Origin of the sequence: Hungatella sp. SL.1.14, from assembly GCF_024460495.1 — a bacterium.
Lineage (GTDB): Bacteria > Bacillota > Clostridia > Lachnospirales > Lachnospiraceae > Hungatella > Hungatella hathewayi.
In genome coordinates this window covers 40151-54560 of record NZ_JANFYJ010000024.1, presented here as the reverse complement: position 1 = coordinate 54560, position 14410 = coordinate 40151, and the positions used below count along the sequence as shown (strand labels likewise).

The following is a 14410-nucleotide window of genomic DNA, read 5'->3' as shown; positions in this document are numbered from 1 at the left end:
AAAACAGTATTCAGATTCGCAGTTCCTGATATACATCCATTATATTCTTAGATGTACCCGGGAAATTGGGCCACTCACCTTGCTCACCTAACCCATCCCCGCTTCGTCTGTGAATTATATGAATATAAAAATGAGGTAATGACTGTCCCGCAGCTTCACCATTTGCACACAGCAAATACACACCGTTATATCCACAGTTATCTACAAGGTGATTGGATACTTTCTTCACTGTAAGAAATACTTTATTTAAAAGCTTTTCATCGCAGTCTAATATGTTTGTTACGTGTGTTTTGGGTATATTAGAATATGACCGTCAACGTCCATTGCTGTATCCATTATTGCCAAAGTATGTTCGTTTTCATATACCCTAAGTCCTTGAATCTCTCCGCGTGCTATTTTACAAAATATGCAGTCCATCTGTGATTGATCTCCTGTGAAATAGTCGTCAGTTCTTTAACTTTAATAGTATTTTGATAATACCACATTCCTGTAAATACCACCACAAGTATATTATGGATAACTGATAAAATAGGTTGTAACATTTCTTAAACTGTATTTACAATAAGTTTCCAGTTCTCAGCCCACAGCCAGTATCCATTTCTCCATGACGTGATGCCCTCCTTTCCTTGGCAAAGGCCGGAAAGCCGCCGTTACCTGACGGTAAAACGACGGCTTTCTGGCTTTATGTTACAGTGTAGTTAGAAGTTCCTGGCTCCGTCCGGGCCGATCTGGTAGCCGTCAATCTCGGTATTGGCCGCCATGGAGCCGTCCGCATAGAAGTAATACCATTTTCCGCCGATTTGTCTCCAGCCTCCTGACTGCATGAGGCCCGCAGCATCGAAGTAGTACCATGTGCCTTCAACCTGCTTCCAGCCGGTAACGGGCCTGTGGTTCTCGTAGTACAGCCTGCTCCCGGTGTCGTTTTGCGCCCAGCCCCCGGCGGTATCGCGGTCAATAACGATCTCCACAAAGCGCCGCAGGACAGCGGCTGCCTCGGCACGGGTGGCGGTGTCCTGCGGGGCGAACAACCTGCCGCCCTTGCCGTTCATTACGCCTGCCTGCTGCATCGCCTGTACCGCGTCCTTCATGTCGCTGGTAATCGTGGCGTTGTCTGCGAAGATCTCCGCTTCCCGCTCTTTGGGCAGGGTGTATCCCAGTTTCCCAGCGTACCGTTGCATGATGACCGCCATTTCCTCGCGGGTCACGGGCCGGTCAGGTTCAAAGGAAGCCGCCCCGGTGCCGTTCACAATCTCTTTGGAAACCGCCCACTCCACGAAGGGAGCATAATAGGCCGTTGCAGGAATGTCGGAAAACCGGCTGGAGGAAGGATAGGCTGCCGGGTCGATACCGGCCAGCCGTCCTAACACCGTTACGAACATGCCCCGTGTAATGGTGGAATCCGGGCTGAATGCGGCGTCTCCGGAGCCGGTCAGAAGGTTCCGGCTGGCGACAAAATCAATGTCACTTTTCGCCCAATGGTTCACAGTGTCGGTGAAAATCGGTGCGGGCCTGTATCCCACGCCGTAGATGGAAAAATGATTGATGGAGCCAATCACGTTTCCGCTGCCCTTGTCGTAGCTGGAACGGTAGAGCCATTCCGCGCCGCCCTTCCCGTCCGCATAGACGAGGTACAGACCACCGGCCTGCTCGGTTTCAGCGGGGGTGTAGGCGATGCCCACGGACACGCTGCCCACGCTGGACAAATAAACTGTCTGGCCGTCCTTCTGGTAACTGATTTTCAAGTCATAGGCCGGGCGGGTACTGATAGCGGAAAGGCTGTCCCCGGTCAGGCCGGTCACTCTGGTCGCCGTGAAGGTCACGTCCCCGCTGGTCTGGCGGGCTATCTCGGTCAGCTCGGCCAGTCCAAAGGTCATATCCATAATGGACGTGTTGAGGGTCAGGTATTTCAAGTTATTATTCGGGTCAAGGAGACGGTCAAGGGTGGCCCGTTTGAGGGTGATGGAAAAGCCGTTGTAGGCTGTGGCCGTGGCTGCGTCATACTGTATCGCAGTCCCGTATTTCTCCCGGCTCTTTTGTTTGGCCGTGTTCAGGGCCTTGATAATTCCCTCCGATGTGTCCACATCGTTTGCCGTCCCGGTGGCTGCGCCGTCCGTTACCGTAACGGGCGCTTTGATTACAGCCAGCACGGGGCTGTCAGGCTGGGGCTGCTGCGGGGGCGTGATTGTGACAGAGGAATCACTGGAGCCGGAACCGCCGCCGCTGGGTGAGCTATTCTTAAAATTGGCCGTGGCCGTGACCGCCTGATTGGGCATGGTAAACGTGGCCGTTTCAGTGTCTTTACCGCCTTGGGTGAAAATCACGTTGTCCGGGTTTATCGTCCAGCCGGTAAACTGCTTGCCGCTGGGTACGGCGGCCGTGATGGTGACGGGTTCACCCTCCTGGAAGATGGTTCCGCTGCTCGTGCCGCCGGTTACCATCACGGTGTAGGTGGTGGGTATATCTGTAAAATTGGCCGTAGCCGTGACCACCTGGTTTGGCATGGTAAACGTGGCCGTTTCGGTGTCTTTACCGCCCTGGGTGAAAGTCACGTTGTCCGGGTTTATCGTCCAGCCGATAAACTGCTTGCCGCTGGGTACGGTGGCCGTGATGGTGACGGGGTCGCCCTCCTGGAAGATGGTTCCGTTGCTCGTGCCGCCGGTTACTGTCACGGTGTAGGTTGGCTTGTCCGTCACGATAAACTGTAAATCGACCGTGGCTTTTGCGCCCCCTGTGCCGTTGATTGTGAGTTGTTCCTTGTATGTACCCGTTGGAAGGCCGGTTTTGGGATAGATGAGAAAGTCAGCAATTTCGCCCGGCCTTAACTCCAGCTTGGATAGCTCTGCCAGCTCATAGGCCGTGAACTGGGGTAACGTGAGCGGGGTGAGGGTCACATCTTGACTGCCCGCATTCGTCACGACCACGCTCCGCCTGCGCGGGTCCGGGTCATCTGCGTCTTTGCCCACTTCATAGCCCACATTGACAGTGCCGAAATTCAGGGATTTTCTGTTGACCTCGATGGAAGAGGCTGGGTCTGCTGCCCGCGTCACCGTAACGGTATAGGTGCGGCTGTCTGTGGAACTATTTTCAACAACAATTTTAATCCCATTCGCCTTGCCAGCCTCCAGCGTAATCTCCCCCGAAGTATCGCCGCTGTCAATGCCGATGTCGTTTACTGTGATAGTTCCCGTGCCGTGGGCGGTGGGGGTGACTTTTACACTCGTCGTGCTGTTGGGGACGGAAACGGCATAGCTCTCCCGCCCGGCGAAGAAATCGGGGTCGAGGTCGCCGTCGCTGATGGTCAGGCTTTCGAGGGCTGCGCCAAATACCAGTTTGTCGGCATAAAAGCTCCACCAACCCTCATTATACCCAGTGGCTCCTGCGGGCACAAAAATAGTGGTGAGGTTGGGGATCTTATCAAAGGTGTCACTTGCTAAAGTCGGCGCTTTGGATATAGGGATGGTCAGCGAGGTCAGGCCGGTGCAGCCGGAAAACGCCAGGCCCCCGATATAGGTCAAACTGCTGGGAAGCTCTTTCAGCGCAAGGTTCTCGCAGCCTCTAAACGCCAGGGCCCCGATAGATTTCAAATCGCTGGGTAGCTTCTCCAGCGCAAGGTTCTTGCAGCCGTCAAACACACAGCTTTCGATAGCGGTCACTTTGTCGGGGAGCTCGGTCAGCGCAAGGTTCTCGCAGCTGGAAAACGCCCCGTACTTGATAAAGGTCCAATCGCTGGGGAGCGACCTCAGCGCAAGGTTGCCGCAGCCGGAAAACGCATACTCCCCGATAGAGGTCACTTTTTCGGGGAGCTTCTCTAGCGCAAGGCTTTCGCAGTCGGAAAACGCATAGTCCCCAATAGAGGTCACGTTGTCGGGGAGCTTCTCCAGCGCAAGGCTTTTGCAGCCGTCAAACGCATAGTCCCCGATAGAGGTCACTTTGTCGGGGAGCTTTTCCAGCGCAAGGTTGCCGCAGTTCTGAAACACCTTATCCCCGATAGAGGTCATACCGCTGGGGAGCTCGGTCAGCGCAAGGCTGGTGCAGCCCAAAAACGCGTATTGCCCGATTTCGGTCACACCGCTGGGGAGCTCAGTCAACCCAAGGTTGCCGCAGTTCCGAAACGCATTGAGCCCGATAGAAGTCACACTGCTGGGGAGCTCGGCCTGTGTAAGGTTCTCGCAGCCGTGAAACGCATTGCTCTGGATCTTGGTCACGCCATCTTTCACCACAATTTTAATCACGGCGGTTTCCTCTATGGAGCCCCACCATGCCGTCGTTCCGGCGTTGGTGGTGATGGTCAATGTGCCATTTTCAAAGGAATAACCGTCATCGTTGATAGACGCGGCATTGGACATGGTGGCGACTGGCGGCATAAGCCCGTCATTTGCCACTGTCGTCTGCTCATTTTGTTCAGAAGTTTCTAACGTGGGGTCGCTGTGGTCCAGGCCGTCCTCTCTGTCGGCTTCGCCGCCATTCCCCTTATCCTGCGGGTCGCACAATTCGCAGGAGTGGGTGCAGGGACTCTCCGGCACGTCCTCCACATATCCGCAGGTATCGTCATGCTCCCCGCGCTCATGGGGGCAATCCAGCGCATAGCACTCATGGGTGTGTTCATGTACGGCAGACGCATCGCTGTCCGTGGCGGTGGGTGTGTACTCATCGTCAAAACCACAGATCAGCTCGTTAGTGTAACAGTCCTTGGTATGCTCGTGCTGGCATGGCTGGCCCGGCTTGACCTCCATGTACCCGCACGCTTCGGTATGTTCCGGGTGGTGTTCACATACCCCCCGGTATTCTAGTGATGACCCTTCCGCATAAACCGTCGTCCCTAACTGTCCCGCCAGCAGGGCGGCGCACAGCAGCAGGGAAAGGACGCGTGTGTTTTTCCTGTTCCTCATATGGTTCCCTCCTATTATTTTTTAGCGGACAGACCGGGGCGTTTCCCGTAGCTCTGCAAGAGCTGCAGGAATGGGGGATACCCCATTCCAATCCCTTTGCCCGCTTGAACAGCTCCATCATTTTTCTTCCCGGATCAGCGGCGCGTCTACCTGGACAAAGAATCCGCCGTCCTCCATCTTGCCATAAGCGAAATCCCCGAACAGGTTGTTGACCCGTTCGTCCATGCTTCTCAGCCCATAGCCTTTGCCCGTGGGCTTTGTTGTCCGCCCGTTGTCACGGATCAGCAGGCCCACCTTATCGCCGCCAACCGTGTATGATACGGTCAGACGGGTGGCGCTGCCGTGTTTGATGGCGTTGGTGGCGGCCTCCTGGCAGATGCGTACCAGGTCCGCGTACATGTATTGGTGTTCTGCCGTTTCTTCCCCGGAAATCTCCGGCACAATCTCCAGTCCCACCCGCGCCATCGAATCACGGAAGCGGTAAAGGAAGGCTGCGAAGCTGCCGCTGGAGTAGTCCCCTGCGGATTCCAGCGATGCGATGCTGATGCCGGTAAACCGCAGGGCCTCCCGCAGCTCCGTCCGCGCCGCCTCCACATCAGGCAGGGCGCTGAGGGCCAGATTATGGTGGGCGGCAATCATGGTCAGGGTATGGCCCAGCGTGTCGTGGATATCCCGCAGCAGCAGGGCCTGCTCCCGCAGCGCGGCGGCTTCCCGCTCTATGCGGAGGTTCTCCCTAAGTTCGTCATTTTGCCGGGCAATCCGCGCGTTGGCCTCCCGCAGCAGTTCGCTCTGCCGCTTTGTCTCGGCCAGAAGTTCTACCGTATCCGTCACGTCGGTCAAAAGGATACACCGGGCCAGCGGCCGCTGGTTTTTCCCATACCGGGCAAAGGAGATGTGGGCGTTGTAGTGTCTGCCGCCGTGCTCCACGGGCATCTGACCCTCCCCACCGGCAAGCAGGGACGACAGGGCCGGGTAATCCACGGTGAAGGCACGGAGGTTCTCCGAACGCTCCACCCTGGGGAACAGGGCTTCAAAGGCCGCGTTCATCAGCAGTACCTGATACAGCTTATCCAGAATAACCACCGGCTGGTCGATGTGGTGCAGATACCGTTCATAGTCCATGCTCAATCCCTCCCCTTATTTCCCGGACAATGCGCCGCACGATCTCCAGCGCCTGTGACGACAGATTCCTTCCCCGTTCCAGACGTTCCGGTTCCGGCAGGGAAACAGCCTCTTCCGTATTGTCCCGCAGCTGTTCCAGAATGCCGCGTACCTCCGTATCCAGAAGTGACATAATCTTCATGCGCTCCTGCTGGGCCGCAAGCTCCGAGGCGGTCCGGGCCTGCCGCTCCAGCGCGTCCGTCTGTTCAGCCAGCTCCCTGCGGGCAGCCTTCAGACTGGCGTTCTGCGCCTCTAACTCCGTCTGTAATTCCTGATACCAGGTGACGTCGGTCAGCATGACCAGCGTGTTCCCGTCCTCCAGGCCGGAGCGTGTGGTCCGGTAAGCCCGTTCCGGCTGCTCGGCCACGCCGTTGTGATACAGCGTCCGGCCTGTGGAATCCTCCACCCCTACCGGATGGGCCATGTTATCAAGCACATTCTTTGCCGCAATAGGTGCAAGGCAGAGCGGGCGGTGATACCACACGATTAAGTAGGCCCCGATGACCATGACGCAGTAGGCGGCGGGGGTGAAGTCCAACGCGGGATTGCGCACGAACATTCCCCAGGTGTTGGCGGCAACCGGCGGACCGAAGCAGAGCAGGAGCAGCCAGGTGGAGCGGTCCTCGGCGTCCCATTTTACCCGCTGCATAGTAAGATAGGCATAGACAAAGCACCCATAGGACAGCAGGGTGAAGGGGTAGAACAGCAGGCCGTAGCCCCGCCCGGCGAGGCTGAACCGGGTGTAGTATAAATGGTGCAGGTCGTTGGTGAGGATAGCGAGATAAAATAAAGTGCCTGTACCGAACAGGGCGGCAGTCCTGACCTTGTCACGATAGAACCTGTACTTTCCGCTGTAGCACCAGCTGAGATACACGCAGGCCGGGCCCAAAACGCACATGCCCAGGTAACAGAGGTACAGCGCCGCCCGGTAGGTATTTTCCTCCGGCTGATAGAGATAGATGGAGTTTTCAAGGTGCTGGCCCAGCGCCCAGAGATAGCCGAAGATGAGGATAATGCAGTAGGCGGTCTGCGTCCGCCCCTGCTTCCGGGCGCGCAGGAAATACCCGGCGGCAGGTGCCGCCAGAAGGAGCAGTATCCATTGAAAGCCCATCCATCCACTCATTTTGTCACTCCTTTTCCAGCCTGGCGATCAAATCCTCCCGGTCTACCGCCCCTAATTTGCGGTAGACGGCGGAAACCAGGTTCCGTGTCCGGCCGTAGGTTATACCCAGCTCCACGGCAATCTCCTTGTTGTATTTGCCCTCTGCAATGAGGCGGGCCGCCCGCAGCTCCGTCTCTGTGAGGGGGCCTGTACCCGGCTTTTTCGGCGCGTTCAGCAGGCTGCCCAGCTTGCGGCTGACACCTGCGTCCACCGCACCGAGGCCGTTGTAAACACCGCGTACCGCCTCGGCCAGACGGGGCGGGCTGCCGGTTTTCAGCAGATAGCCGTCCACGCCCAGGCCGAACAGCTCCCGCAGGTATTCATCATCGTCGAAGGTGGTGAGGATCAGCAGTCTGACTTCCGGCAGTTCCGACCGGAGGATTTTGCAGGCTGCGACGCCGTCCATGCCCGGCATACGGATATCCACCACCGCCACGTCCGGCGGTGTCTCCCTGCACAGGGCCACCAGTTCCTCACCGTCCGCCGCTTCGCCCAGTACCCGTATGTCCGGCTGCTCCCGCAGACTGTCGGCCAGGGAGCGCCGCAGGGCGTCACCGTCCTCGGCCAGGGCGACCTTGATTCTATGAGTCATATCTTCTCACCTCCTATTTATTTATCATACCATAAACCATTAAATATGCCCGATTTAAGTTGTCACGCGTGACAACTTTGTGCCTGACTGCCGCCGGGCGGGGATATTATATTCCGTCCCCAAAGTAGTGGTTATACCGATCTTTTGATTATCCCAACCTTAAAGGGAGTTGTTTCGCTGATAGTATCCGGTACCCACTATCCAAAGAGGTAAAAGTTATCCCGCCCTCGTGATAATAGTGGCAAGCAATACCTGTGTTAATACACAGGCCCATCGTCCGGTTTTCGCTGGCGCGAAACCGTCCGATATAAAGATTCAAACTATCACGGTCTCTGGTCTCCGTTTTCAGAAAAGGCTCAGAGACGGGCCTGTGGGCAGTCTAAACGTCCATCACTACCGGACGTTTCTGGCTGGATAGCAGAACATTTCTGCCATGCGTTGCCTGGCCTTTTAATTTTCTTAAAGTGAAATTCCTGCAGAAATAGAGTGAAAAGCTAATAGGCAGAGGTGGATAATTGATGCGTTTATCCTGGTTGTACGGTTATTATCATCCGTTCGCATTGCAATTGTCCATCTCATTCGATATAATGAATGAATAGAAATGGCAGGAGGAATTGACGTATGATACGATGTGCAACCATAGGAACCAATTTTGTGGCAGACTGGTTTATGAAGGCGGTCCAGGCGTGTGACGGGATCACCTGCAGTCTGGTTTACTCCAGAAACAGGGAGACGGCAGAGGCGTTCTGTGAGAAACACGGAGCAGGGCGGTGGTGTACGGATTTAATGGAGGCAGCGGAAGCGAAGGACGTGGACGCAGTCTATATCGCCAGCCCCAACAGCCTGCACTACGAACAGGCGGCGCTGATGCTGTCCCACGGAAAACACGTACTCTGCGAGAAGACCATAACCTCCAACGAAGCGGAGCTTAAGGAACTGATCCGGCTGGCCGGAGAGAACGGCACAGTCCTGATGGAAGCCATGCGGTCGGTTCACGAGGAAGGGTTTCGGCGTTTGAAGGAGGTACTTCCGATGGCGGGGACCATCCGGAGAATCAGCTTCCAGTATGCGAAGTATTCCTCACGATACGATAAATTTAAAGAAGGAATCATTGAAAATGCATTCAATCCGGCCTTTTCCAACGGTGCGCTGATGGACATCGGCGTCTACTGCGTCCATCCGCTGGTACGGCTGTTTGGAATGCCGAAGAAAATTATCGCGGATTCCCTGCTTCTCTCCAACGGTGTGGAAGGCGCGGGTACCATCCTGGCCTCCTACGATGGCATGCAGGCGGAACTCCTATACTCCAAAATCACCAACAACCGCCTTCCAAGCCAGATTCAGGGAGAAGACGGGACTCTGGTGATCGACAATATAACGAATATCTGCAGCGTGGTGTTCCATGACAGAAATGGGAATGCAGAAACGGTGATCGACCTGCCGCCGAATCACACCCTGGAGGGAGAGGTCAATGACTGGCTTCGCATGATCGAGACCGGGGAAGGCATTCAGGAAGAGAATGAAGCGTCTCTGATGGAACTGCGCGTGATGGATGAGGCGAGACGCCAGGCGGGGATTATCTTCCCGGCCGATCGAAAGTAAGGAGGAGATTTCCATGTATTATTCGACGACGTGTCCGTCTCCTGTGGGGGTTATCACCCTGGCATCCGACGGAGAGAAGCTGGCCGGCCTGTGGCTGGAAGGGCAGAAGTATCATGGCGGCGCCATTGCCGGCAGTATGACGGAAAAAGAGGATATTCCGGTCTTTGACGCTGCAAAACGGTGGCTGGAACGGTATTTTGCGGGAGAGAAACCGTCGGCTTCGGAGCTGCCGCTTGCTCCCGTGGGAGGAGAGTTCCGGCAGATGGTATGGGAGATTCTCTGCGGAATTCCGTACGGCAGTGTGATGACCTATGGCGACATCGCGAAACGAATGGCGGTGAAATTAAACAGGCCCACCATGTCGGGACAGGCGGTGGGCGGTGCAGTCGGGCACAATCCCATCTCGATCATTATCCCGTGCCACCGTGTTGTGGGAGCGAATGGAAGTCTGACGGGATACGCCGGCGGAATTGATACGAAGATAAAACTGCTGGAGCTGGAAGGCGTGGACATGTCTTCACTGTTTGTTCCGGCTAGGGGGAGCGCACTCTGAACTTGACAGAATCATGGAGGAGATTGAAATAAATAAGTATCTTAAGCCAGAACCCTTACACAAGATGGGACAGCCGGAATATAATCGAGTCAGCATGCGAAAGACGATCTTGTTCGGCTTTATGGACACAGGATACGCTTCAATGCCTGTCTGAATGTAAAAGAAACCAAAGGGATCATTCTTCACAGCGCTGTCAATTACATGACGCCTCAGCAGAAGGGGGATGAGGAACTAAAAAAGGTGGCGTAATCTTTCAACTTCTTTTGTCTAAAGTATTGACATAGGTCATCAAGCTGTCCCTGTCCGCTTCCGGATCAGTAACAGTCTTCTCCGCCGCCAGCAGCTTGTCCAGTATGCGGTTGCCTTCCTCTTTACTGGAGCACTCAGGATACTGTGCCTTTTCCGGCTCTGTGACCGGTGGTTTTAATTCGTTAGAATTTTTACCCGAAGCTCCAAAGCCGGTTTTGCTTGCAGACGCCGCTCTGCAATGATATAATATGGTTACAAGATAAAGGAAATGCGAATGCGTGAGAACGCGTTCGCATTTCGTCGTTTCAGGGAATATGAACAGATTTGTTCATGTTGGCAGGGATTTAAAGAAATGAGGATACAGGGAATCGTGCTGTTACAGGCAGCCCCGGAAAAGGAGGTAATGATAACAAAGCAGGAAAGTAAGAATCTGAGTTATGAAGACTACCAGGATTTTTTTGCGCGGCGGAAGGTTTTATCAAAGAATGGACGGATCCGATCGGGGACAGCAATCACCCGGTACGGGATCCGGCACGCTATAGCAGGCTTTAAAAAGAACCTCTGCGATATGATAAGGAAAATGATACCGCTGGGCGGCGGAGATCTACACGGTAACTGGGAACAGACCGTTACGGGCATATGGCTGTTTAAGATGACAGGCGGTTCCTATGCAAAAAACCGCTGGGGCAGAGGGGGCCATGGTGGTCGGCCAGAGGGAAGTACGGTACAAAAGGAGAACCGAGTACCACATGATAGAAAAGGAGGAGTAACGCGATGAAAAGGAAATACACACGGGTGATATCCGCGCTGCTGGCTGTTTTGCTGATTAGCACTCAGCCTGCTGTGATGACGTGGGCGGATAGCATGGTACCAGCAGACCACTTATTGGGTGGTGACGAGTATATTGGAAAGAAGACAGGATATGCCACGCCTTCGGATGCGGAGCAGAAGGATGAGGACGCTCTCAAGCCTGACGACACGCCGAAGGACGATGAAATCCCCTCCACGGAAATCCCTTCCACGGAAATTCCTTCCCACGAAAACCTGACAGATGGAAAACAGCCGGAATACGAAAACACTGAGAAAATGGTGGTTCGATGGGAGTTCGTTGATGACGAAAACTTAAGTGGAGGCGAACTGTCTCTGATTGGCGTAAGCCCGGAGAACAGGGCGGATTTCGACACGGTTGTCTCCATGCTGCCGGAACAGGTGAGAGCGGAGATTGAGGAGGCGGATGAAGTGACGCTTCCCATAGCTGACTGGAGCTGTCCGGAGTATCAGCAGGACGAGGATGGGGAATGGCCGTTTACCGGTGAATATGAATTTATCGCAGAGCTGCCGGAAGGTTATGTCTGTGAGCCACCCATATCCGTGCTGGTGACACTGGGCGGAGCCATGGTAAATACCATCAACGACAGATTTACCATAGACGGTCTGAGGTATAAGGAGCTTGGACCCGACACGGTACAGCTCATAGGATATGATGGGGAAAAGCCAGTGGAGACACTGGTTATCCCGGACAAAGTGCGAAAGCCTTCCAACGGCAGGGAATACCAGGTAGCCAGCATTGGGCGCAATGCATTTCTGGACTGTTCCGCTCTGACGGGAGATTTAGTGATTCCGGATACGGTGACCGAGATTGGAGACGGCGCTTTTGAGGGATGCCATTTTACAGGAGAACTGACCCTCTCGGATTCATTGGTTACAATAGGGGAAGACGCATTCTATGAATGTGGATTTACAGGTCAGCTGGTCCTGCCACAAACACTTACTCGCATTGGGGCTGGTGCATTTATGAACACTACATTTTCCGGACAGTTGATTTTGCCGGAGAAATTAAACTATATTGGCTGGTTTGCATTTTACCACTGTAACTTTACAGGAGACTTGATCATACCGGACGGAGTGACCATTATCGATTCTTATACATTTTCTGATAACAGCTTTACGGGGACATTGACTCTGCCAAACAAATTGAAAGAAATAGGCAGAGAGAGTTTTTATAAGTGCGGATTTACGGGTGAGCTGGTTTTGCCAGATGGATTAACGATTATTGGCCCCGATGCATTTAAAGACTGCAGTAAACTTACGGGCAGGCTGAGTATCCCGGATGGAATTACCAGCATTGAGCATCATGCGTTCTATAACACTGGTTTTGACGGTTTTGACACCACGAAGCAGGAGATAGCCGACCTGCTTTATGCTTCAGGTGTTGACGAAAGCAAAATCAAGGTTGGAAATCAGACTTATCACCACATTCAGCCGCCCTCAGTTTCAGGTTTCCAAGACGGGGATATGGAGTATCAAGTGATTGGAAGTGACACGGTGGCGTTAACCGGCTATAAAGGAAACTCTGATACGGACATTTCTATTCCGGACAAAGTTACGGACCTGGCGTCAGGAACGACGTATTCCGTAACCCAGATCGGTTCTTCGGCGTTTTATCACAAGGAGATAACAGGTTCGCTTCATCTCCCGAATACACTGGTAAGCATTGGAGAGAACGCATTTCATGAGAATCGTTTTACCGGTGATTTAACCATCCCTGTGAGCGTGTCTTATATGGGACTCGGAGCTTTTGATTCGGCAGGTTTTACTGGAGATTTGACCATAGAAGGGAAGCTGACAAGATTAGAAGACTACGGATTTTTCAAATGTGGCTTCACCGGTGCCTTGTCTCTTCCGGATACATTGACATATATCGGGGGTGCTGTGTTCCTGGATTGCGGTTTTACTGGAAGTTTGCAGCTTCCGGCGGGAATAACTTACATCGAAGAATCCAGCTTTTATAACTGCAGCAGCTTTACCGGTACACTTCAGCTTCCGGCGGAGGTAAATTACATCGGAGGTTACAGCTTTTTTAATTGCAGCGGCTTTACCGGCGCACTTCAGCTTCCAAAACCGATCACTGAAATTGGTGAAATGGCATTTTATGGCTGTGACGGTCTGGATTCGGCTCATCTTGGTCCGAATGTGCAAAAACTGGGCACACAGGCATTTTCGGAGGCGCTGCCTCTATCCACCGACTCGCCACGGGTTCAGCTTCTTATCAATACTTATCTGAATCAGGATACCATAGCCGACACCTCCTGGGATGGGAAAGAGGATGTACCGGACGGAGCAGTCGCCACGATAAAGCAGGACACGACAGTCACCGGAGACAGGCGGATTGGCACGGAGGCGGTTATCACCGTTCCGAGCGGGGGTATTCTGACGGTGGATGGAAAATTGACCGTTGATGGAAACCTGGTAGTGAATGGAACGATATTTGCGGAAGGCACTCTGATCATCAATGGATCCCTTTCCGGCTCCGGCACCCTGATTATCGGAAAGAACGACAGGGTGGAAGGCGATGCCTCCGGCTGCCGTGTGGAGTATCAGGAGGATCAGGAAGACATAGAGTCCGCAAAGAAGATGATTGAAAGCCAGATTTATACCACAGAACAGGAGTCAGCAGGGGCTGAGACAGCGGTGAAAGGCAGGCTTTTGGAGGCGATTGAAGCGATTCCTGGCTTTGGCGATACTGGGGTGACAGTGGGAGAACTGAAGATTACCGCTTTTACACCCGCATCAGAGGGGACATCCGACAGGCCGGACGGAATGGATGGAAGCTTTGCCTTTACGCTGCTGCTCTCCAAAGGAAACAGCAAAGGTGGTGCAGGCGGAGCGGGAACGATTCGAGCCAGGGGTTACAGCTACATACCTGTCGGCCGTCCATCGGGAAGCAATGATGGCGAAGATTATGGCAGCAATGCAGTGAACCCCGACATCCTGCGTGGAACCTGGGAGAGGACAGAGACAGGAATCTGGAAATTCCGCCAGACAGGCGGCGCTTACGCAGTCAGCCGATGGGGCATGGTTGACGGCCTGTGGTACTATTTTGACGGGGAAGGACGGATGCTCACCGGCTGGCAGTTTATCAACAATCAGTGGTATTATCTGTGCCGGGAAGAAGACAGTAAGACCAAAAACGGTTTAAAAGAAGGAGCGATGGCGACGGGCTGGCACTTTGACCCCATATACCAGGCATGGTTTTACCTGGATACAAGCGGCGCCATGGCGGTCGGCCAAAAGGTGATTGACGGGAAACAATACTACTTTAACCCGGAACCGGATGGAACAAGAGGAGCCATGCAGCAGTAGAAGGAACTCCAAATGCAGAGGAAAATATCAAATCGACAACTCAATATATTCGAACAAAA

The 14410-nt window shown here is 54.0% G+C and carries 8 protein-coding genes; 3 read left to right on the top strand and 5 right to left on the bottom strand.

Annotated elements, in window-relative coordinates; genetic code table 11:
• Positions 1–10: 10 nt before the first annotated feature.
• From NE473_RS33210 to NE473_RS22695, 5 genes are all read right to left on the bottom strand, one after another.
• A complete protein-coding gene (locus NE473_RS33210) occupies positions 11–298 on the bottom strand; it encodes an HIT family protein (RefSeq protein WP_207643654.1) in 288 nt (95 codons plus the stop codon).
• A gap of 400 nt (positions 299–698) precedes the next feature.
• Positions 699–4889 carry a leucine-rich repeat protein gene (locus NE473_RS22710; protein WP_256265391.1) on the bottom strand — a complete coding sequence of 1397 codons (4191 nt, stop codon included), beginning with the start codon at positions 4887–4889 and terminating at the stop codon, positions 699–701.
• 117 nt (positions 4890–5006) lie between these two features.
• Positions 5007–6011 (bottom strand): sensor histidine kinase, encoded by a 1005-nt coding sequence (locus NE473_RS22705; RefSeq protein WP_055651235.1) that lies wholly within the window; start codon positions 6009–6011, stop codon positions 5007–5009.
• The gene (locus NE473_RS22700; RefSeq protein WP_055651234.1) at positions 6001–7173 is read right to left on the bottom strand and encodes a histidine kinase N-terminal 7TM domain-containing protein; all 1173 of its coding nucleotides are present in this window, start codon (positions 7171–7173) and stop codon (positions 6001–6003) included. The genes NE473_RS22705 and NE473_RS22700 overlap by 11 nt, the downstream gene beginning before the upstream one ends.
• A gap of 4 nt (positions 7174–7177) precedes the next feature.
• A complete protein-coding gene (locus NE473_RS22695; protein ID WP_055651233.1) occupies positions 7178–7804 on the bottom strand; it encodes a response regulator transcription factor in 627 nt (208 codons plus the stop codon).
• A 621-nt stretch (positions 7805–8425) separates the two neighbouring features.
• Here NE473_RS22695 and NE473_RS22690 point away from each other — a divergent pair.
• The 3 genes from NE473_RS22690 (at position 8426) to NE473_RS22680 (ending at position 14351) form a co-directional block, all read left to right on the top strand.
• Positions 8426–9406, top strand: a complete 981-nt coding sequence (locus tag NE473_RS22690; RefSeq protein ID WP_055651232.1) for a Gfo/Idh/MocA family protein — start codon at positions 8426–8428, stop codon at positions 9404–9406.
• A 13-nt stretch (positions 9407–9419) separates the two neighbouring features.
• Complete coding sequence (locus NE473_RS22685; protein ID WP_022030762.1) at positions 9420–9959, top strand: methylated-DNA--[protein]-cysteine S-methyltransferase; 540 nt, start codon at positions 9420–9422, stop codon at positions 9957–9959.
• 1023 nt (positions 9960–10982) lie between these two features.
• On the top strand, positions 10983–14351 hold the full coding sequence (locus tag NE473_RS22680; protein ID WP_055651230.1) for a leucine-rich repeat protein: 3369 nt from the start codon (positions 10983–10985) through the stop codon (positions 14349–14351).
• Positions 14352–14410: the final 59 nt, after the last annotated feature.